Raw genomic sequence first — 22,439 nt, 5'->3', positions numbered from 1 at the left:
GGAGGCCCGCCGTCACAGGAAGTACGTGCCCGGGTCCATGCCGAGCAGGACGCGGCCCTGGACCTCCAGGTTGGCGTCGCGCTGGACCAGGGCGTGCAGCGCGAAGCCCTGGATGTCGCGGTGGAAGCGCTGCATGGCGACCTCGCGCCGGATGACCGAGCCGCCGCTCGCCGTGTACAGCAGCTCCACGGCCTCCTTGGCGAGCTGCGCCGTGTACGCCGTCCGGCCGCGGATCACGGCCTTCTCCTCGTCGGTGGGCTGCTCGCCCGCGTCGGCGCTGCGCTGGAGGACCTCCAGCCACAGGTCCGCGAGCGCCTCGGCGGCGTCGATCTTGTTGCGGGCGGTGGCGACCTGGATCTGGGTGAGCGGGTGCAGCTTCTGGTCGGTCCAGTCGGTGTACGTGATCCCGCGGCCCGGCAGGCGGTCGAGGAACAGTTCGTAGGCGCCGCGCGCGATGCCGGTGAACGCGGCCGCGACGCCGGAGAGCACATAGCCGAGGAGCCCGTAGTTGCGGCCGGTGGCACCGGTGTTGGCACGGTCGCCGGTCGCGCTGACCATGGCCTCCTCCAGGGAGACCACACGGTGGGCCGGTACGAACACGTCCCGCGCGGTCGTCGAGCAGCTGCCCGTGGCGGCCCCCGCGCTGACGTGCCAGTCGTCGGCGACCTCCAGCTCGGCGACCGGGACCAGCGCGACGAGTTCCTCACTGGTGCCGTCGGGGCGCTCCACCATCGCGGCGAGCAGATCCCAGTCGGCGCCCCGGACACCGGAGTTGTAGTGCCAGGTGCCGGTCAGACGGTAGCCGCCGTCGACGGGCGTGAGGGTGCCGGTGGGGGCGAAGACGATGGACACGCGGGTGCTGCCGCCCGCGAAGACCTCCTCCTGCGCCCGGTCCGGGTAGAGGGAGGCGCACCAGGTGCTGGTGAGCCACACCATGGTCAGCCAGCCGGTGGACGGGCAGCCGCGCGCGACCTCGGCGATGACCTTGAACTGGTCGGCCACGCCGAGGTCGAGCCCGCCGTGGGCCCTGGGCACCGAGGCGCGGAACACGCCCGCCTTCTCGAGCAGCTGGATGTTCTCCTCGGGTATCCACCGCCGCTCCTCCGCCTCCACGCCGTTCGCACGCAGCGTGGGGACGGCCTCGCGGACGGCGTCCAGTACGGTCGCGAGTTCTTCCTGTTCGGTCACTGTCTCTCCTCGGACGATCGTGGGTGTGCCGGCACGGCGGAGCCCCCCTGGCGCACCAGGGGGGCTCCCATGACTGCTAGTCGGCGACGAGACCGGTCGCCGCCACCGGGCGGTCGATGGCCATCAGCCAGCGGCCGTCCTCGATGCGGCGCAGCACATCGGTGCAGACGCCCTCCAGGCGGACGGGCTCACCGTCCGGGCCGGTGGTGTCGATGGAGTACTCGACGCCGATCAGCGCGACGTCGCCGGCCACGTACGAGTGGGTGACCTTCGCCTTCAGGGTCGGCTTGGCGGACAGGAACTCCTTGAAGAACTTCAGCCGGTCGGCGCCCGTCAGGGGCTCGCCGGAGAAGTTCGACACCGAGTCCTCGAGGTAGAGGCGGTTGAACAGCTCACCGTCACCCGAGTTGAACACCTGGATGAAGATCTCGTTCTGGATGTCGGTGTCGGAGGTGAGGTCGGGCCGTTCCGGGTCGAACGGGACGGTGAAGGAGGTGGCAGACATGGCTGAGCGCTTCCCTTCCGGGGGGTGGTGGGTGGGTGATGCGTCGGCGGTCATTCCTCGCCCGCTGCCTGCCGCGCGGCACGCAGACCGGACTCGATGGCGCCGTCGATGTAGCCGCTCCAGCCGTTGGCTATGTCACCGCTGGCGAACGAGAGCCGCCCGCTGGTGAAGGTGACATCCGGGTAGAGCGTGGTGAGCTGACGCGGCTTGCGGAAGGCCCAGCCGCCGCGTGCGTAGGGGTCGCGGCCCCAGTCGTGCACCTTGAGCCCGATGATGTCCAGGTTCACGCCGAGCTGCTGCACGGCCTTCTTCACCTGGGGGACACTGGTCGGGTCGAGCCGCGGGTCGGTGCTGAAGGCGATGTAGAGCATGCCTTCGCTCGTCTCCTTGAACGGCAGCAGCATGGGGATCGGCGAACCGCCCTCGGCGCCCTGGCCGTAGACCCGGCCGGCTCCCTTGCGGGCGTGGATCCACAGCTTGACCGCGTTGGCGACGGCGATGCCCTGGGTGGTGGCGGTGGTGAGCACCGCGGGCAGGGACGGGGTGAACTTGACCGTGCTCAGGGCGTTGACGGGCATCGCGACGACGACCGCCTTGGCGCTGTAGCGGGTGCCGGAGGTGGTGGTGACGTACGCGATCGAACCGGTGTCGTTCACCGAGGCGACCGGTGAACTGAGCTTGATCGTCGGCCTGGCCTCGTTGATCATCGCCTGGAGCAGGGCCTTGGTGCCCTTGGCGATGCGCCAGCGCATGGTGTCGTTCCACCCCTGGTTGGTGTGGCCGGCCAGCGCCCACCAGTGGGCGAACATGGTGAACGCGCCGGTCGTGCTCGACCCGCCGGCGTAGACCGCCGTCTGCCCGTTGACGAGGAGTTCCTCCTCGGGCGTGAGGGCGAGCTCGGTGAGACGGTCGCGCAGCGTCAGCTTGTCCAGGTTCTGCAGCAGGTCGGACCGGTGCAGGGGCTGGAACGGCCGCTCGAAGTACGTTCGCGAACCATCGAACATGCGGTCGAAGATGGTACCGATCCGGCCGAACCCGTCCTCCGGCGTGAACTGCCGCGGCCCGCTGGGCGTCGGCAGCCAGGTGGTCGAGATCGGCTCGTCCTCCTCCAACGCCAGGGAGTAGCGGGTGAGTTCGGCGCCGAGGTAGGGCTGGGTCGGCTCGACCCAGGTCCCGCCGCGCTCGATCAGCTGGCCGCCGTAGGTGTCCGTCCAGGTGCGGCCGCCGATGCGGTCGCGGGCCTCCAGGACGAGCACCCGCTTGCCACGGGCGCGCAGTTCGCGGGCGGCGGTGATGCCCGCGAACCCCGCTCCGATGACGACGACGTCCCAGTCCGCCGCCTCCGCGACGCGGGTGGCGGCCGAGGCGACCGGGGTGAGCGCGGGCGTGGCGACTGCTGCCGCCCCGGCCGCCTTGAGCAGGGTGCGGCGCGTCGGCCGCGGCCGACTGTTGGGTCCGGTGGTGTGCATGGTGCGGTCTGTCCCCCGTGTACTGGATGCGGGCCCGCCGTGCGGAACCGACATGTCACTCATGAGCCAAGGTGCTTTCGGATCTGCGTGCCGCGGCGCTCGCGCCGGTCAGCTCGCCTGGCCGTACGGGTCGTCGATGGCGTAGCGCCACACGCCGTCCTCGCCGAGGGTCAGCACGTCCACCCCGACGCCCTCGAGGTGCTCGGTCGTGCCGTCGGTGCCGGGGATGTCGATCGTCCAGTCGACGATCATCAGGGCGGTCCGGCCGGTAACGAACACCTGCCGGGGCTCGGCGGCCATCCGCGGCCCGGCCTCGAGGAATTCCCGCTGGTACTTACGGCGCTCGTCGCCGCTCAGCGGCTTGCCCGGTTCCCATACGGCGACGGCGTCGGCCGTGTAGAACTTCTCGACCGTCTCGAAGTCACCGGCGTTGACTGCCTCGACGTAACGAGCGGTGTGGTTTTCCAGTTCCGCGACGAGCTCGGACATGGCGGAGATCGACCTGCCTTCTTGGCTGGAGAACGTTTGGGAGGAACGCTCCGGAGAAAGAACGTTCAACATGGGTGCATGCACGGTCGGTGCGGGCGCTCGTGCAATTCCGTGGCCGACACTATTCGGGTGAGTTCAACGTTCCAGCCACGCCGCGGTAATACCGTGGTCTCCCGGATTCGGGGCAGGACATGACAGTGCCGCCGGGGCGACTGTCTGCCAGTCGCCCCGGCGGCACGTGATCCGGTCGGGCGGGGAGGGTTACGCCTGGCGCACCCGGCCGTCCCAGCGCCAGGCACCGCGACGCGGCAGCCCCGGCAGGGAGGCGCGGCCCGTGCACCACAGGAGCGTCTCGGCAGGGGAGTGGCCGGCCGGCGCGTCCGGGAAGAGCCGCTCGACGACCGGCGCCGCCAGCGCGTCCGAGGGCGTGTACTCCACGCCCACGGCCTGCGCGATGTCCCGCCCGTGCACGACGAGTTCGAGCACGCCCATCGCCGCGAACCCGGCCGCGTCGGAGTGCCCGTACGGGTGCCAGGCCCGGACGTCCGGCTCCGTGTCGCGCACGGTGCCGGCCAGCAGCGTGCCGGCGATCCGGATGCCCTCGAGCGCGGCCGGCACGGGGGCGTGCCCGTCGATCGAGGAGAACAGGGTGATGTAGCGGTCGGTGGGGCGGGCGATGAGCAGCCCGGCATAACCCACGACGCCGAGCGCGATGTGCGAAAGCGTTTCCCGACAGCTCCAGTCCAGATCACCCGCCTTTCCGCGCCAGTCCTGATCTGCTCCCTTTTCCAGTGCCGAAGTGGTGTCCTCGGCCGCCGTTCGTACCAGTTCGGGCCATGAAAGAGTCATGTGGGGATGTTCCCATACGTGGCCTCGCGGGCACCGTCCGCTCATTTTCCGGTCAGCGCCCGGTAATTGCCCGGTAATTGTGCGGCATCCGCGGCCGGACCGTCGAAGGTGCGGCCGTGATGACCGGGCGATGAGTGCTCTCTTACTGAATTCCCCGAGCCTTTCGTTAAGGTTTTGAACTGCCCGGAGAGCGCTGGGTTCTCGCGCCTCCCGACCGGCAGTACGCATCACTATCGAGGAGCCGGAAATGGCTACGAACGACGACCTGGCAGCCGTACTGGAGGCCGTGGACAGCATCGTCCCCGCGCTGCGCGAGAACGGCCGTGCCGCCGAGGACCGCGGCTGGCTGCTGGACGAGAGCATCGAACTCCTGGAGAAGGCCGGCGTGTTCCGCATGGCCGTGCCGCGCCGCTTCGGCGGACTCGACCTGCCGCTCGCCGACCAGGCGAAGGTCATCACCGAGATCGGCCGCGGCTGCCCGGCCGCCGCCTGGGTGACCATGGTGTGGGTCACGAGCACCTGGACGGCGACGCTCTACCCCGACCGCACCCAGGAAGAGGTCTTCGCGGCCGGCTCCGTGAAGATCTCCAGCGCGTTCGCGCCGACCGGCGTCGCGGTTCCCACCGACGGCGGCTACCTCCTCAACGGCACCTGGAAGTTCAACACCGGCTGCAAGGGCGCCGACTGGGACTTCACCGCCGCGATGGTGCGCAACCCGGACGGCACCGAGGGCGAGATCATGGCCCTCGTCCCCATGGACCAGCTCAAGGTCGTCGACGACTGGGACGTCTCCGCGGGCGCCGCCACCGGCAGCGCCACCGCGGTCGCCGAGGACGTCTTCGTGCCGGCCCACCACGCGGTGTCCTTCGAGGAGGTCATGGTCAGCGCGACCGGTGACCGCTCCAACACCGGCGCCACCGGCCGCAACTACGGTCTGCTCAGCTTCGTCATGGCCGAGTGCGCCGCCGTGTTCATCGGCATCGCGCGCGGCGCCTACGAACTGTTCCTCGACCGACTGCCGGGCCGCGGCATCACCTACACCGACTGGACCGACCAGAAGCTGCACCCGCTCACCCAGATCCAGGTCGCCACCGCCCGCAACAAGATCGACGCCGCCGAGGCCCTGTCGACCCGCTGGCTCACCCTCCTCCAGGAGCGCGCCGACGCCGGCGAGCAGCCCACCGACGACGAGAAGGCGATCGTGCGCGGCCAGACCGGCTTCGCCGCCCAGCTCGCCAAGGAGGCCGTGGAGATCCTCCACAACGCGAGCGGCGGCTCCGTCATCCGGCGCGACGTCCACCTCCAGCGCTTCCACCGCGACATCCAGGGCTTCGCCCTGCACGCCCTCGCCAACGCCGACGTCAACCTCGAACTCCAGGGCCGCGTCCTGGTCGGCCTGGAGCCCGGCACCGTCTTCCTCTGAGCCGATGCCCGGACAGCCCCCTTTCCCACCGGCACGCCTCGCGTGCCGGACCGTTCAGCACAACACTTCCGTACTGGAGGAACTGATTCATGGGTGACAACCACACCTCGGTGTCGGTGCTCGGCCTCGGCCTGATGGGGCAGGCCCTGGCCGCCGCCTTCCTGAAGGCGGGTCACGCCACCACCGTGTGGAACCGTTCGGCGGACAAGGCCGACGGCCTCGTCGCGGACGGCGCGGTCCGCGCCGCGAACCCCGCCGACGCCGTCGCCGCGAGCGACCTCGTGGTCGTGTGCGTGTCGACGTACGACGTGGTCCACGACGTCATCGGCTCGCTGGGCGACGACCTGCGCGGCAAGACCGTCGTCAACCTGACCACGGGCTCCTCCGAGCAGGCCCGGCAGACCGCCGAGTGGGCGGAGAAGAACGGCGCCAAGTACCTCGACGGCGCCATCATGATCACCCCGCCCGGGATCGGCGCCGAGACGTCCGTCCTCTTCTACGCCGGCGACCAGGCCGTCTTCGACGCCCACGAGCCCGTGCTGAAGCTCCTCGGCGGCGGCACCACCTACCTCGGCACCGACCACGGCAAGCCCGCCCTGTTCGACGTGTCGCTGCTCGGCCTGATGTGGGGCGCCCTCAACAGCTTCCTGCACGGCGTCGCCATCGTGGAGACCGGTGACGTGAAGGCGCAGGAGTTCCTGCCCTGGGCGCACATGTGGCTCGACGCCATCAAGATGTTCACGGCCGACTACGCCGCGCAGATCGACGCCGGTGACGGGAAGTTCCCGGCCAACGACGCCACCCTGGAGACGCACCTCGGCGCGCTCAAGCACCTCGTCGAGGAGAGCGAGGCGCTCGGCGTCGACACCGAACTGCCCAAGTACTCCGAGGCGCTGATGGAGGGCATCATCGCCCAGGGCCACGCCAAGAACAGCTATGCCAGTGTCGTGAAGGCGTACCGCCGCCCGCAGCAGTGACCGGGTCCGGTATTCGCTTCACCCCCTGACGAAGGGGCCGGTTCTGAATCCCCCGTCGGAACCGGCCCCTTCCACATGCCCGAAAACCGGCGCCGGGGCATCGTCCTTGATTTCGGCCGCCGATTCCGTGCGCTTTCCGTCCAGTAATTCCCGCTCCTCGCGAAAGGTGTTCCATGACCGAGAACGGCGACAGCACGACACCTCGCGCCACCGCAGGCGTCACCCGAAGAACGCTCCTCAAAGCGGCGGGCGCCACCGCGCTCACCGCGGGCGCCGTCACCGCGACGACGTCCTCAGCCGCGGCCGAGGGCAGGCCCTACGACGCGATCGTCGTCGGCGCAGGGTACGCGGGCGGCACGGTCGCCCGGGAGCTGGGCGCCCGCGGCATGAGGGTCCTGGTGCTGGAGGCGCGCGGCCGGATAGGCGGCCGTATCGAGCCCGGCACGCTGGCCGGACAGCACATCGAGCTCGGCGGCGGCTGGTTCGGCCCCGGCCAGGACCTCGTCGCCCGCGAACTGCGGCGCTACTCGCTGACCACCACCGAGGACGTGCACGCCACCCGCATGGTCATGCCCGGCCCCGGCGGCTACGCCAGCCACACCCCGCAGGAGGCGGGCGCCCGCCTCAACAGCCTCTTCGCGGACTTCTACGCCGGCTCCGAGCAGTACTTCGAGCGGCCCTACGAGCCGCTGCACCGGGGGGACCTGCTGGCGTCCGTGGACCGCCTGTCGCTCGCCGACCGCATCGCCCAGCTCGGCCTCACCGGCGTCGACCACGACTGGGTCAGCGGCGCCACCTCTGTGTTCGCCGGCGGCAACCGCACCGGCTCCCTCACAGGCCTCGCCCAGTGGTACCAGCTCGCCGGCGGCACCTACGACAAGTTCCTGTCGGTGATGAGCGAGCTCCCGCAGGGCGGCATGATCTCGATCCTGGAGCGGATGCTGCGCGAGTCCGGGGCGACCGTCAGCCTCAACTCGCCGGTCACCGCGATCCGGGAGCGCGGCGGCCGCACCCAGGTCGAGGTCCGCGGCGGCCGGGTTCACGAGGCGCCGGTCGTCGTGCTCGCCACGCCCGTCAACATGTGGTCCACGCTCACCTTCGAGCCCGGCCTGCCCAAGGTGTACGCCGACGCCGCCCGCGAGGGCCTCGGCGTCCCGCACGCCACCAAGCTGTGGCTGCGGGTGCGGGGCACCTCCGAGGCGGTGTCCGCCCAGGCACCGGAGGGCGCCCCGATCCTGCTGCTGATCCCGCAGAAGGAGCTGCCCGACGGCCGCATCTTCGTCGCCTTCACCGGCCCCGCCCTCGACGTGTCCGACCCGCAGGCGGTGCGCGCCGCGGTCCGCGGGCTGCTGCCGGAGGCCAGGGTCGTCGAGTACCGGGCGAAGGAATGGCACAAGGACCCCTACGCGCGCGGCGGCTGGGGCCTGCGCAGGCCGGGGCAGCTCCTGCGCCAGCTGCCGGACATCCAGCAGCCGTTCGGCCGTGTCGTGTTCGCGGGCGGAGACATAGCGAGCGGCTGGAACGGCGCCTTCGTCGAAGGTGCCCTGGAGTCCGGCTTCCGTGCCGCGGAACAGGCGGCCGCCCTGGCCGGCTGACCGACGGCAGCGCCATGACCGGGCGGTGGGAAACGGGGAGTGCGGTCCCCGTCCACCGCCCGGTCATGGCGTCTTCCCATATTCCCGACTTCCTTTGTCCGTACCGAATTACCGGAGCGAGGCCGGACACTGAGGAGGGGGAGAGACCCCCCTGCCTACGATCGGTCCGAACACTCCCCCACTCAGCAGTCTTGCGGTAATTCGGCCGGAAAGGGCAGTCGAGCGCGATGACGTATCAGCACCAGTCCGAATCGATCGGGACGCGCCGTGCACAGAGCGAGGAAATCGCGGTCGTCGGAATTTCCTGCCGTTTGCCCGGAGCCGGAAACCCGGAGGAATTCTGGGAACTGCTCAGCACCGGCACCTCCGCGATCACCCCGGTTCCCGAGGGCCGTTGGCAGACCGCGCCCGAAGACACCGGGCCGGGTCTGCGCCACGGCGGCTTCCTGGACCGCGTCGACACCTTCGACGCCGGCTTCTTCGGCATAGCCCCGCGCGAGGCGCGCGTCATGGACCCGCAGCAGCGCCTCGTGCTCGAACTGGCCTGGGAGGCCCTGGAGAACGCCGGCATCGTCCCGGCCACCCTGCGCGGCAGCCGCACCGCCGTCTTCGTCGGCACCCTGCGCGACGACTACGCGGCCCTGCTCTACCAGCACGGCGCCCGCACCGTCACCCAGCACACCATGACCGGCGTCAACCGCGGCGTGATCGCCAACCGCGTCTCCTACCACCTCGGTCTGCGCGGCCCCAGCCTCACCGTCGACTCGGCCCAGTCCTCCTCGCTCGTCGCCGTGCACCTGGCCTGCGAGTCCCTGCGCTCCGGCGAGTCCGACGCCGCCCTCGTCGCGGGCGTCAACCTCAACATCCTCGCCGAGGCCGCGATCGCCGGAGAGCGCTTCGGCGGGCTCTCGCCCGACGGCACCACGTACGCCTTCGACGCCCGCGCCAACGGCTTCGTGCGCGGCGAGGGCGGCGGCGCCGTCGTCCTCAAGCCGCTGTCCCGGGCCCTCGCGGACGGCGACGACGTCCTCGGCGTGATCCACGCCAGCGCCGTCAACAACGACGGCTCGACGCCCGGCCTGACCGTGCCCGGCCAGGAGACCCAGGAGCGGGTCCTGCGCGAGGCGTACGACAGGAGCGGCCTCGGACTCGACGCCGTCCAGTACGTCGAACTGCACGGCACCGGCACCCCGGTCGGCGACCCGATCGAGGCCGCCGCCCTCGGCGCGGTCCTCGGCGCCGCCCGCGCGGAGGCCGCCCCGCTGCGCGTCGGGTCCGCGAAGACCAACGTGGGCCACCTGGAGGGCGCCGCCGGCATCGTCGGCCTGATCAAGACCCTGCTGGCGCTGCGGCACCGCCTTCTGCCCGCCAGCCTCAACTTCGCCACCCCGAACCCGGCGATCCCGCTGGCCGACCTCGGCCTGGAGGTGCAGCGCGAGACCGGCGAGTGGCCAGCCGCCGACCGGCCGCTGATCGCCGGTGTCTCCTCGTTCGGCATGGGCGGCACCAACGCCCACGTCGTCCTCGGCGAGGCACCGACCCCGCCGCCGGCCGAGCCGCGGCCCGCCGCTCCCGAAGGCGCACTGCTGCCCTGGATCGTCTCCGGCCGTGACGCCACCGCCGTCGCCGCCCAGGCCGGCCGGCTGCGCACCGCCGTCACCACGGCGCCCGAACCGCGCCCCGAGGACATCGGCCGGTCCCTGGCCACCACCCGCACCGTCTTCGACCACCGCGCCGTCGTCCTCGCCGACGACCGCGCCGCAATGGTCACCGGCCTGACCGCGCTGGCCGAGGGCCGACCGGCCGCGCAGCTCGTCACGGGCGCCGTCCGCCCCGGCACGACGGCCTTCCTGTTCACCGGCCAGGGTGCCCAGCGCGCCGGCATGGGACGCGAACTCCGCGCCGCCTTCCCGGCGTTCCGCGCCGCCTTCGACGAGGTGTGCCGGGCCTTCGCCCCGTTCCTCGACCGCCCCCTCGCCGAGGTGGTGGACTCCGGGACCGGCCTGGACGACACCGCATGGACCCAGCCCGCGCTGTTCGCCGTCGAGGTCGCCCTGTACCGCCTCGTCACCTCCTGGGGCGTCACCCCCGACCATGTCGCCGGGCACTCCATCGGCGAGATCGCCGCAGCCCACGTCGCCGGTGTGCTGTCCCTCGACGACGCCGCCCGGCTCGTCGCCGCCCGGGGCCGGCTCATGCAGGAACTGCCGGCCGGCGGCGCCATGATCGCCGTACAGGCCACCGAGGACGAGGTCGCGCCCCTGCTCGCGGCGCAGGACGCACCGGTGGCGATCGCCGCCGTCAACGGACCCCGTTCCGTGGTGGTCTCCGGCACGCAGGCCGCCGTCACCGCCGTCGCGGAGCAGCTCGCGGTGCTGGGCCGCAAGACCCACCGCCTCACCGTCAGCCACGCCTTCCACTCCCCGCTCATGGACCCGATGCTGGAGGAGTTCCGGGCCGTGGTGGGGCGGTTGACGTTCCACGAGCCCCGGATCCCCGCCGTCTCCACGGTCACGGGCACCGCCGTCGAGCCGGGCCGGTGGGCCTCGCCCGACTACTGGGTCGAGCAGGTACGCAGCCCCGTGCGCTTCCTCGACGCCGTACGCACCCTGGAGAACCTGGGCGCCGCGACCCTGCTGGAACTGGGCCCCGACGGTGTCCTGACCGCTCTGGCCGCCGCGAGCGTCGACGACAGCGACGCCACCTCGGCCGTCGCCACGCTCCGCGCCGGACGCGCCGAGGTCCGCGCCCTGTTCGCGGGCATCGCCGCCGCCTTCGTCCGCGGTACGCCGGTCGACTGGGCCGCCGTGCACGCCGACGGCCCGGGCAGCCGCGTCCCGCTGCCCACGTACGCCTTCCAGCGCGAGCGCCACTGGATCGACGGCCCGGCCGCACCGGCCCGGCCCTCCGCAGAGACCGACACGCCGGTCGCCGCACCGGCCCTGCCCGCAGCCGACGCCGGCAGGCCGCGCACCGCACCGGCCCCCGACGCCACCGCCCTCGTCCTGGAGCAGGTCGCCGCAGTCCTGGAGCACACCGACGTCCAACGCGTCGACCAGCAGGCCGCGTTCAAGGACCTCGGCTTCGACTCCCTGATGACCGTCGAACTGCGCGACGCGCTCGCCACCGCCACCGGTCTCAAGCTGCCCGGCGGCCTGCTCTTCGACCACCCCACCCCGGCCGCCCTCATCGCGCACCTCACCACCCTGCTCGCCGGCCCAGACACCGGCACCGACGCCGAGGACCGCGCCGGCACCACCTCCGACCTGGCACACGAACCCATCGCCATCGTCGGAATGGCGTGCCGCTACCCGGGGGGCGTCACCTCGCCCGAGGAGCTGTGGCACCTGGTCGCCGACGGCCGGGACGCCATATCCGGCTTCCCCGGCGACCGCGGCTGGGACGCCGACCTGTACGACGCCGACCCCGCCAACGGCGGGCACAGCACCGTCCGCGAGGGCGGCTTCCTGCACGACGCCGCCCTGTTCGACAACGAGTTCTTCGGGATCTCGCCCCGCGAGGCCCTCGCCATGGACCCCCAGCAGCGCCTCCTGCTGGAGACCGCCTGGGAGGCCGTCGAGCGCGCCGGCCTGGACGCCACCGCCCTCAAGGGCAGCCGCACCGGCGTGTTCGTGGGCGCCACCACCCTCGACTACGGCCCCCGGATGCACGAGGCCCCCGACACCGTCGAAGGACATCTCCTCACCGGCACCACGCCGAGCGTCATGTCCGGACGCATCGCCTACCAGCTCGGGCTGCTCGGCCCGGCCGTCACCGTCGACACGGCCTGCTCGTCCTCGCTGGTCGCCCTGCACATGGCGGTGCGTTCGCTGCGCACCGGTGAGACCAACCTGGCCATCGCGGGCGGCGCCACCGTCATGTCGTCGCCCGGCATGTTCGTGGAGTTCTCCCGCCAGCGCGGCCTGGCCGCCGACGGGCGCTCCAAGTCCTTCGCCGCCTCGGCGGACGGCACCTCGTGGGCGGAAGGGGTCGGCCTCCTCGTCGTGGAGCGCCTGTCCGACGCCCGGCGGCACGGCCACCGCGTCCTCGCCGTCATCAAGGGCAGCGCAATCAACCAGGACGGCGCGGGCAACGGCCTGACCGCCCCGGTCGGCCCCGCCCAGCAGCGCGTCATCCGCGACGCCCTGTCCGACGCCCGTCTCACCTCCGCCGACGTGGACGCGGTGGAGGCGCACGGCACGGGGACACGGCTCGGCGATCCGATCGAGGCGCAGGCGCTGCTGGCGACCTACGGCCAGGAGCGCGAACAGCCCCTGTTCCTGGGGTCGTTGAAGTCGAACATCGGGCATGCGCAGGCCGCCGCCGGTGTGGGCGGTGTGATCAAGATGGTGCAGGCGATGCGGCACGGTGTGCTGCCTCGGACCCTGCACGTGGACGAGCCGTCGCCGTTCGTGGAGTGGGGTACCGGCTCGGTCGAGCTCCTGACCGAGGCGCGCGAATGGGCCGCCCGGGACGGCCGGCCGCGCCGCGCGGGCGTCTCCTCCTTCGGTATCAGCGGGACGAACGCGCATGTCGTCGTGGAGGAGTTCGTGTCGGTGGAGGAGGGTGTCGAGCGGTCGGAGTCTGCCGGGCCGGTTCCGTTCGTGCTGTCCGCGCGGGACGGGTCGGCGCTGCGCGCCCAGGCCCGACGCCTGCACGACTTCGTCGCCGACAGCGGCTCCCGTCCCGCCGACCTCGGCGCCTCCCTCGCCGTCACCCGTACCGCCCTGCCCGAGCGTGCCGTCGTCACCGCCACGGACACCGACGCGCTCCTCGCCGGACTCGCCGCCCTGGCCCAGGGCAAGGAGAGCGCGCAGGTCGTCACCGGCAGCGCGGGCGGGGCGGGCCGTACCGCCTTCCTGTTCACCGGGCAGGGCGCCCAGCGCGCCGGCATGGGCCGCGACCTGTACGCGGCGTCCCCGGTGTTCGCGGCGGCCCTCGACGAGGTGTGCGCCGCTCTCGACGAACACCTCGAACTCCCGCTGCGCACCGTGATGTTCGCCGACGAGGACAGCGAGCCCGGCCGGCTGCTGCACCGCACCGCCTACACCCAGCCCGCCCTGTTCGCCGTAGAGGTCGCCCTGTTCCGGCTGCTCGGCCACCACGGCACGACGCCGGATCTGCTGGCCGGGCACTCCATCGGCGAACTCGCCGCCGCCCATGTCGCGGGCGTGCTGTCCCTCGCCGACGCGGCCCGGCTCGTCGCGGCCAGGGGCCGGCTCATGGAGGCCGCACGGGCCGGCGGCGCGATGATCGCCGTCGAGGCCACCGAGGCCGAACTCGCCGCCGATCTGGAGGAGAGGGCGGGCCGGGTCGCCCTGGCCGCCGTCAACGCCCCCGACTCCGTCGTGATCTCGGGTGACGAGGACACCGCCGAGGAACTGGCCGGACAGTGGCGCGCCCGGGGCCGCCGCACCCGTCGGCTCCAGGTCAGCCACGCCTTCCACTCGCCGCACATGGACGACGTCCTGGACGAGTTCCGCGCGGTCGCCGAGGACCTCACCTTCCGCCCGCCGGCCATCCCCCTCGTGTCCACCGTCACCGGTGAGCTCGCCACTCCGGACGAGCTGACCTCGCCCGAGTACTGGGCGCAGCAGATCCGCAGGCCCGTCCGGTTCGTCGACGCCGCCCGCACCCTGCACCGGCACGGCGCCACCGTCTTCGTGGAGACCGGCCCCGACGCCGTGCTCGCCCCGCTCACCCGCACCGCCCTCGGCGACGCCGACGCGGCCGTCGTTCCGCTGCTGCGGGCCGGGCGGCCCGAGGCCGAGACGTTCCTCGCCGGGATCGCCGCGGCCTGGGCGGGCGGTGGGCCGCTCGCGGCCGAGACCTTCCACGCCGCCGGTCGCCGAATCGACCTGCCGACGTACCCCTTCCAGCGTGAGCACTACTGGCTCGCGCCCGGACGCCCGCTGGACGCACGGGGACTGGGCCTCGACCCGGCCGGGCACCCGCTGCTGCACGCCTCGATGCAGCTGGCCGGAAGCGACGGGCTGGTCCTCACCGGCCGCCTCGCCGTCGCGGACCAGCTCTGGCTCGCCGACCACACCGTCGCCGGCACGGTCCTCGTGCCCGCGACCGCGTTCCTGGAGATGGCGCTCGCCGCGGCCGGCGGCTTCGGCATCGACCAGATCGACGAACTGACCCTGGAAGCACCCCTGGAGCTGCCGGAACAGGGCGCCGTACGCGTCCAGGTCGCCGTCGGCTCGCCGGACGCCTCCGGCAGCCGGCCCGTGGAGATCCACGCCTGCCCGGACAGCGGCCCGGACGCCGAGCAGCTGTGGACGCGGCACGCCTCCGGCACCCTCGGCGGCACCCCGCGGACCGGCCCCGACCTGAGCCAGTGGCCGCCCGCCGACGCCGACGAAGTGCCCCTGGACGACGCCTACGACCGCCTCACCGCCCTCGGCTACGCCTACGGCCCCGCCTTCCAGGGCCTGACCCGCCTGTGGCACGCGGGCGACACGCTGTACGCCGAGGTCGCCCTGCCCGACGCGCACAAGGACGGCGCCGACCGGTTCGGACTGCACCCCGCCCTCTTCGACTCGCTCCTGCACCCGGTGGTGCTGCACGCCGCCGGGCACGACACCGCGGCGGACACCATCCGCCTGCCGTTCGCCTGGTCCGGCGCGTGCCTGCACGCCGGCGGCGCCGACACCCTGCGGGTGCGCGTCGAGCCCGGCGGATCCGGCACCTACGCGCTGCACGCCGCCGACACCGTGGGCGCGCCCGTCATGAGCGTGGAGTCCCTCGCCCTGCGCCCGGTCGCCAAGGACCGGCTCCGCTCCGCACCGCGGCTCCACGACGCCCTGTACGCCGTGCACTGGACGCCGGTCACGGCGGCCGACGGCGACGCCCCGCACATCGTGGAGGTGTCCGACCTCGCGGAGGCGGACGGCACGGCCGACGTGCTGCTCGTCCGCGCCCCAGCAGGTGACGGCGACGTCGCGGCCGCCGCCCACCGCACCACGGAGGTCTTCCTCCGCCTCGTGCAGGACTTCCTCACGGACGAGCGCCTGACCGGGGCCCGCCTCGCGGTCCTCACCCAGGGCGCCGTGGCCGCCGCGCCCGGCGACCTCGTCCCACAACCGGCGCAGGCCCCCCTGTGGGGTCTGCTGCGCACCGTGCAGTCCGAACACCCGAGCCGCGTGGTCCTGGTCGACGCGGACGCATCCGCCGACGACCGGCTCCTGTCCGCCGCCCTCACCTCCGGTGAGCCGCAGGTGGCGGTGCGGTCGGGCGAGTTGACGGCACCCAGGCTGCGGCGGGCCGTGCCCGGAGAGGGTGCGGTGTCGTGGGGTGCGGGCCCGGTGCTGGTGACCGGTGGCACCGGCGGGCTGGGTGCCGTGGTCGCTCGGCATCTGGTGCGGGTGCACGGGGTGCGGTCGCTGGTGCTGGTGAGCCGGCGCGGTGAGTCGGCTGCCGGCGCGGGGGAGTTGCGTACGGAGCTGGAGGCGGCGGGCGCTGCCGTGACCGTGGCCGCCTGCGACGTGTCCGACCGGTCCGCTCTGGCCTCGCTGTTGACCGAGGTGGGTGAGCTGTCGGGTGTGGTGCACACGGCGGGTGTGCTGGACGACGTGACGGTGGAGGGTCTGACCGCCGACCGTCTGCACTCCGTGCTGCGTCCTAAGGTGGACGCGGCCTGGCACCTGCACGAACTGACCCGGGACATGAACCTCAAGGCGTTCGTCCTGTACTCGTCGGTCTCGGGCCTCCTGGGCACGGCAGGGCAGGCCAACTACGCGGCGGGCAACGCGTTCCTGGACGCACTGGCGGCCCACCGCCGGGCTGCCGGGCTCCCGGCGACGTCCCTCGCCTGGGGCCTCTGGGACGGCACCCACGGCATGGGCGGCACCCTCGGCGACGCCGACCTCGCCCGCTGGACGCGCCAGGGCATCAGGACCCTCACCCCCGAGCAGGCCCTGGCCCTCTTCGACGCCGCCCTCACCGGCGACGACGCACTGCGCGTCCCCGTCGTCCTCGAACAACGTGCGCTGCGCGGGGAGTCCTCGCCCCTGCTGCGGGAGCTGGCCCCGACCCGCTCCCGTCGCACGGCGGCCCGCGCCGCCGACTCGGGCGCGGAAGGCACCACCTGGGCCGAGCGGATCGCCGCCCTGCCGCAGGAACGGCGCCGCGAGACCGTACTCGACCTGGTCCGCGGGATCGTGGCCGGTGTCCTCGGCCACACCGACCCGCAACGCCTCGACCCCAAGCGCGCCTTCAAGGAGAGCGGCTTCGACTCCCTCGCCGGTGTCGAACTGCGCAACCGGCTGAACGCCGCCACCGGGCTACGGCTGTCCGCGACCGTCGTCTTCGACCACCCGACGCCGGACGCGGTCGCCGACCACCTGCTCACCAGGATCGTGGACACCGCCGCCCCGGCGCCCGCCCGCACCGCGCGGGCCGCTCTCGACCACGACGAACCCATCGCGATCGTCGGCATGGCGTGCCGCTACCCGGGCGGTGTCGCCTCCCCGGACGACCTCTGGCGTCTGGTCTCCGAAGGCACGGACGCGATCAGCGAGTTCCCCGGCAACCGGGGCTGGGACCTGGACGGCCTGTACGACCCGGACCCCGCGCACACCGGCACCTCCTACGTCCGGCACGGCGGATTCCTGCACGACGCCGACCGGTTCGACCCCGCCTTCTTCGGCATCCCGCCGCGCGAGGCCACCGCCATGGACCCCCAGCACCGGCTGCTGCTGGAGACCGCGTGGGAGGCGTTCGAGCAGGCCGGTATCGACCCGACCGCCCTGCACGGCTCGGACACGGGCGTGTTCACCGGCGCCATGTACGACGACTACGCGTCCCGGCTCGCGGCGAGCCCCGAGGAGTACGAGGGCTTCCTGCTCGCGGGCAACCTCTCCAGCGTCGTATCGGGCCGGCTCTCCTACACGTACGGCTTCGAGGGCCCCGCCGTCACGGTCGACACGGCCTGCTCGTCCTCGCTGGTCGCCCTGCATCTTGCGGCGAACGCGCTGCGCAACGGCGAGTGCTCGCTCGCCCTCGCGGGCGGTGTGACCGTCATGGCCGGCCCGCACGTCTTCGTCGAGTTCTCCCGCCAGCGCGGCCTGTCGCCCGACGGCCGGTGCAAGTCCTTCGCGGCCGCCGCCGACGGCGTGGCCTGGTCCGAGGGCGTCGGCCTCCTCGTCGTGGAGCGCCTGTCGGACGCGGTCCGCAACGGCCACCAGGTCCTCGCGGTCGTGCGCGGCAGCGCGGTCAACCAGGACGGCGCGTCGAACGGTCTGACGGCGCCGAACGGTCCGTCGCAGGAGCGGGTCATCCGGCAGGCGTTGGCGTCGGCCGGTCTGTCGGCCGCCGATGTGGACGCGGTGGAGGCGCACGGTACGGGGACGCGGCTCGGCGACCCGATCGAGGCGCAGGCGCTGCTGGCGACCTACGGCCAGGATCGTGAACAGCCCCTGCTGCTCGGCTCGTTGAAGTCGAACATCGGGCATGCCCAGGCCGCTGCCGGTGTCGGTGGTGTGATCAAGATGGTGCAGGCGATGCGGCACGGTGTGCTGCCTCGGACCCTGCATGTGGACGAGCCGTCGCCGTTCGTGGAGTGGGACACGGGCTCGGTCGAGCTCCTGACCGAGGCGCGCGAATGGACCGCGCGGGACGGTGTGCCGCGTCGAGCGGGTGTCTCGTCCTTCGGTATCAGCGGGACGAACGCGCATGTGGTCGTCGAGGAGTTCGTGTCGGCGGAGCAGGCCGTTGAGCGGTCGGAGCCTGCCGGGCCGGTTCCGTTCGTGCTGTCCGCGCGGGACGAGTCGGCGCTGCGCGCCCAGGCCCGACGCCTGCACGACCACCTCGACACGCACCCCGAGCAGTCCCTCACGGACCTCGGCTGGTCGCTCGCGACCCGGCGGGCCCGGCACAGCCGTGCGGCCGTGGTGGTCGCCCGGCACCGCGCCGAACTGCTCGACGGACTGGCCGCGTTGGGCCGCGGCGAGACCACCCCGGCGGCCCAGCGCACGCCCGCGCCGCCACGCGGCCGTACCGCGTTCCTGTTCACCGGGCAGGGCGCCCAGCGCCTCGGCATGGGCCGCGACCTGTACGCGGCGTCCCCGGTGTTCGCGGCGGCCCTGGACGAGGTGTGCGCCCACCTGGACCCCGAACTGATGCGCCCGCTGAAGTCGGTGCTCTTCGCCGCCGAGGACAGCGCGGACGCCGCGCTGCTCGACCAGACCGCGTTCACCCAGGCAGCCATGTTCGCCCTGGAGACCGCGCTGTTCCGGCTCGCCGAACACCACGGCCTCACCCCGGACTTCCTGCTCGGCCACTCGATCGGCGAGGTCACCGCCGCCCACCTCGCGGGCGTGCTCGACCTGCCCGACGCCTGCGTCCTCGTCGCCGAACGCGGCCGGCTGATGCAGGCGGCACGCGAGGGCGGCGCCATGGCGGCCGTCGAGGCGGGCGAGGACGAGGTACGCACCGCACTCGCCCCCTACGGCGACCGGGTGGCCGTCGCCGGGGTCAACGGGCCCCGCGCCACGGTGATCTCCGGCGACGCCGACGCGGTCGACGAACTCACCGCCCGGTTCAAGGCCCGGGGCGCGCGGGTCAAGCGCCTCCCCGTCAGCCACGCCTTCCACTCGCCGCACATGGAGGAGGTCCTGGACGAGTTCCGCGCGATCGCCGCGGACCTCACCTTCCACGCACCCCGCATCCCCGTCGTCTCCAACGTCACCGGTGAGCTGGCCACGGCCGAGGAACTCGCCTCGCCCGACTACTGGGCCCGCCACATCCGCGCCGCCGTCCGCTTCCTGGACGGCGTACGCCTCCTGGAGGCCAGGGGCGTCACCGAGTGGCTGGAACTGGGCCCCGACGGGGTGCTGAGTGCCCTGGTCGCCGAGTCCCTGGAGGCGGACTCCGGGATCGTGACCCCGGTCCTGCGCAGGGGCCGGCCCGAGACGGAGGTGTTCGCCGCCGCCCTCGGCCTGGCCGCCGCTCGTGGCGCCGACGTCCGCTGGGACACCGTGTTCCCCGGCGCGCGCGGGACCGACCTGCCGCTCTACGCGTTCCAGCGGCAGCGCTACTGGCTCGACGCGCCGACGACCGTCTCGGACGCCGCCGGCTTCGGACTCGTACCGGCGGACCACCCGCTGCTCGGCGTCGCCGTGCCGCTGGCCGACCGCGACGAACACGTCCTCACCGGCCGCCTGGCACGCGGCACGCACCCCTGGCTGACGGAGCACGCCGTCGCCGGCACCGTGCTCGTGCCCGGCACCGGACTGCTCGAACTCGCCCTCAGGGCGGGCGAACAGCTCGGCGCCACCACGGTGGAGGAACTCACCCTCGCCGCACCCCTGGTACTGCCGGAGCGCGGCGGCGTACACCTCCAGGTGTCCGTCGGCGCCGAGGACACCGACACGACACGCCCGCTGCGCATCCACACCCGGCCCGACGGCGACCCCGCCCACGACGGCACCTGGACCCTGCACGCCTACGGCACACTGCGCGCCGACGGCGCCACCGCAGGGGACGCGCTCACCGTCTGGCCCCCCGCCGGAGCCCGGGAGATCGACCTCACCGGTGCCTACGAGCGTCTCGCCGAACGGGGTTACGCCTACGGGCCCGCGTTCCGCAACCTGCGCAGGCTGTGGACGGCCGACGACGACCTCTTCGCCGAGGTCGCCCTCGGCGACGACCGCCGTACCGAGGCGGGCCGGTTCACCCTCCACCCGGCACTGCTCGACGCCGCGCTGCACCCGCTGCTGCCCGGAGTCGCCGGTGACGAGGGCGAGCCGCTGCTCCCGTTCACCTGGGCGGACGTGAGTGTGACGGCCGCCGGCGCGTCCGTGCTCCGGGTCCGGCTCGCGGGAGCCACGGCCCCCTCGACCGACGGCGGCTCCACGAGCGTCGCGCTGACGGTGGCCGACGGCTCGGGCGCACCGGTCGCCACCGTGGCGGACCTGACCCTGCGCCCGCTGTCCGCCGAGTCGCTGCGCGCCGCGGACACCGGCACCAACGACGGCCTGCTCCGGGTGGAGTGGAGCCGGCCGGCCACGACCGGCGCCACGCCTGACACCACGCCCGACCTCGCGACCTGGGCGGTCGTCGGCCCGGCGTCGGCCCTCGGCCTTCCGTCCGACACGGTCCGCTCCTACTCCGACCTCGGCGAGCTGGCACGGGCCGTCGACGCGGGCGAACCCGCGCCCGCCGTGGTCCTCACCCCCCACACCTCCGCGCCCGCCGGTGACGCGCTGCCGGACAGCGCGAGGGAGGCGACGCACCGGGCCCTCGCCCAGGTGCAGGAGTGGCTCCAGGACGAACGCTTCGCGGACTCCCGCCTCGTGGCCGTCACCCGGGGAGCCGTCGCCACCGCGGCCGACGAGGACGTCACCGACCTGACGCACGCCCCGCTGTGGGGCCTGCTGCGCTCGACCCAGACCGAGAGCCCCGGCCGCATCCGGCTCCTGGACGTCGACACCACGGACACACCCGCCCTCACGGCCGCCGTCGCCTCGGGCGAGGTGCAGGTGGCGGTGCGGTCGGGTGAGTTGGTCGTGCCCAGGCTGCGGCGGGCCGTGCCCGGAGAGGGTGCGGTGTCGTGGGGTGCGGGCCCGGTGCTGGTGACCGGTGGCACCGGCGGGCTGGGTGCCGTGGTCGCTCGGCATCTGGTGCGGGTGCACGGGGTGCGGTCGCTGGTGCTGGTGAGTCGGCGCGGTGAGTCGGCTGCCGGTGCGGGGGAGTTGCGTACGGAGCTGGAGGCGGCGGGTGCTTCGGTGACCGTGGCTGCCTGTGACGTGTCGGACCGGTCCGCTCTGGCCTCGCTGTTGACCGAGGTGGGTGAGCTGTCGGGTGTGGTGCATACGGCGGGTGTGCTGGACGACGTGACGGTGGAGGGCCTGACCGCCGATCGCCTGTACTCCGTGCTGCGTCCGAAGGTGGACGCGGCCTGGCATCTGCACGAGTTGACCCGGGACATGAGGCTCGGCGCGTTCGTCCTGTACTCGTCCATCGCGGGACTGCTCGGCACGGCGGGCCAGGCCAACTACGCGGCGGGCAACGCGTTCCTGGACGCATTGGCGGCCCACCGCCGGGCTGCCGGGCTCCCGGCGACCTCCCTCGCCTGGGGCCTCTGGGAGGAGACCAGCAGCATCACCGGCCACCTGGCTGAGGCGGACCTGCGCCGCCTCGCCCGCTCCGGCCTGCTGCCGCTGGCCACCGACGACGCGATGTCCCTCTTCGACGCCGCGCCGGCCACCGGCGACAGCGTCCTCGGCGTCACCCGGCTCGACACCCGGGCGATCCGCGCCCTGGGCGACCAGGTGCCGCCCCTCCTCAGCGGACTCGTCCGAGTGAACAGGGCTCAGCGACCCGCCGCCACGGACGGCGCCCCCGCCACCCGTACGGAAGGCCAGGGGCTCGCCGAGCGGCTCGTCGTCCTGTCCGCGACCGACAGGGAACGGGCCCTGGTGGATCTCGTACGCGGCAGGGTGGCCGCCGTACTCGGACACGCCGACCACACGGCGATCGACGCCGACCGGCCGGTCCAGGAACTCGGCTTCGACTCCCTGACCGCCGTCGAGCTGCGCAACCAGCTCGCCGGCGAGACGGGACTGCGGTTGCCGACCACCCTCGTCTTCGACCAGCCCACGCCCAGGGCGCTCGCTCAGTACCTGGCCGACCGGCTCACGGTCGAGGAGGTCGCGCCCGACGAGCCGGTGCTCGCCGAACTCGCCCGGCTGGAGGCCGCCATCGCGACGGCCGCCGTCGACACGTCGGCCCACGGCCGGATCACCGCCCGGCTGCGGGAACTCCTCGACGCCGCCGACAGCGCGGCCCGCGCCACCGGCCGGGGCCGGGACGACGAGGCCGACGACCTCACCGACGACCTGGACGACGACCTCGACTCGGCCACGGACGAGGAGCTGTTCGCCCTCGTCGACGACCTGAACTGACCACGACCGCCCACGAAGACACCGAACCACCACA

9 protein-coding genes are annotated in these 22,439 nt (G+C 73.1%); 4 read left to right on the top strand and 5 right to left on the bottom strand.

Features of this window, described 5'->3' with window-relative positions; translation table 11 throughout:
• Positions 1 to 12: 12 nt before the first annotated feature.
• From CP983_RS10975 to CP983_RS10955, 5 genes are all read right to left on the bottom strand, one after another.
• Positions 13 to 1,188: an acyl-CoA dehydrogenase family protein gene (locus CP983_RS10975; protein ID WP_107907551.1), complete on the bottom strand. Its 1,176-nt coding sequence runs from the start codon at positions 1,186 to 1,188 to the stop codon at positions 13 to 15.
• Between the two features lie 76 nt (positions 1,189 to 1,264).
• The gene (locus tag CP983_RS10970; protein WP_107907552.1) at positions 1,265 to 1,693 is read right to left on the bottom strand and encodes a YybH family protein; all 429 of its coding nucleotides are present in this window, start codon (positions 1,691 to 1,693) and stop codon (positions 1,265 to 1,267) included.
• Between the two features lie 50 nt (positions 1,694 to 1,743).
• On the bottom strand, positions 1,744 to 3,162 hold the full coding sequence (locus CP983_RS10965; RefSeq protein ID WP_229914691.1) for a flavin monoamine oxidase family protein: 1,419 nt from the start codon (positions 3,160 to 3,162) through the stop codon (positions 1,744 to 1,746).
• Between the two features lie 108 nt (positions 3,163 to 3,270).
• On the bottom strand, positions 3,271 to 3,651 hold the full coding sequence (locus tag CP983_RS10960) for a YybH family protein (protein ID WP_150499469.1): 381 nt from the start codon (positions 3,649 to 3,651) through the stop codon (positions 3,271 to 3,273).
• A gap of 261 nt (positions 3,652 to 3,912) precedes the next feature.
• A complete protein-coding gene (locus tag CP983_RS10955) occupies positions 3,913 to 4,500 on the bottom strand; it encodes a maleylpyruvate isomerase N-terminal domain-containing protein (RefSeq protein ID WP_107908336.1) in 588 nt (195 codons plus the stop codon).
• Between the two features lie 247 nt (positions 4,501 to 4,747).
• Between CP983_RS10955 and CP983_RS10950 the strand changes: the two genes are divergently transcribed.
• The 4 genes from CP983_RS10950 to CP983_RS10935 all read left to right on the top strand — a co-directional run bounded on the left by CP983_RS10950 (position 4,748) and on the right by CP983_RS10935 (position 22,405).
• Entirely contained in the window at positions 4,748 to 5,923 is a 1,176-nt protein-coding gene (locus CP983_RS10950; protein WP_093747574.1) for an acyl-CoA dehydrogenase family protein, read from the top strand.
• Positions 5,924 to 6,012: 89 nt separating this feature from the next.
• The gene (locus tag CP983_RS10945) at positions 6,013 to 6,900 is read left to right on the top strand and encodes an NAD(P)-dependent oxidoreductase (protein WP_150499468.1); all 888 of its coding nucleotides are present in this window, start codon (positions 6,013 to 6,015) and stop codon (positions 6,898 to 6,900) included.
• A 173-nt stretch (positions 6,901 to 7,073) separates the two neighbouring features.
• Positions 7,074 to 8,495: a flavin monoamine oxidase family protein gene (locus tag CP983_RS10940; protein WP_150499467.1), complete on the top strand. Its 1,422-nt coding sequence runs from the start codon at positions 7,074 to 7,076 to the stop codon at positions 8,493 to 8,495.
• Between the two features lie 227 nt (positions 8,496 to 8,722).
• Positions 8,723 to 22,405 (top strand): type I polyketide synthase, encoded by a 13,683-nt coding sequence (locus CP983_RS10935; RefSeq protein WP_150499466.1) that lies wholly within the window; start codon positions 8,723 to 8,725, stop codon positions 22,403 to 22,405.
• Positions 22,406 to 22,439: the final 34 nt, after the last annotated feature.

This window comes from Streptomyces chartreusis (assembly GCF_008704715.1).
In the GTDB taxonomy this organism is placed as follows: domain Bacteria; phylum Actinomycetota; class Actinomycetes; order Streptomycetales; family Streptomycetaceae; genus Streptomyces; species Streptomyces chartreusis.
The sequence above is the reverse complement of the archived record's forward strand: the minus strand, read 5'-3'. Positions and strand labels throughout refer to the sequence as shown.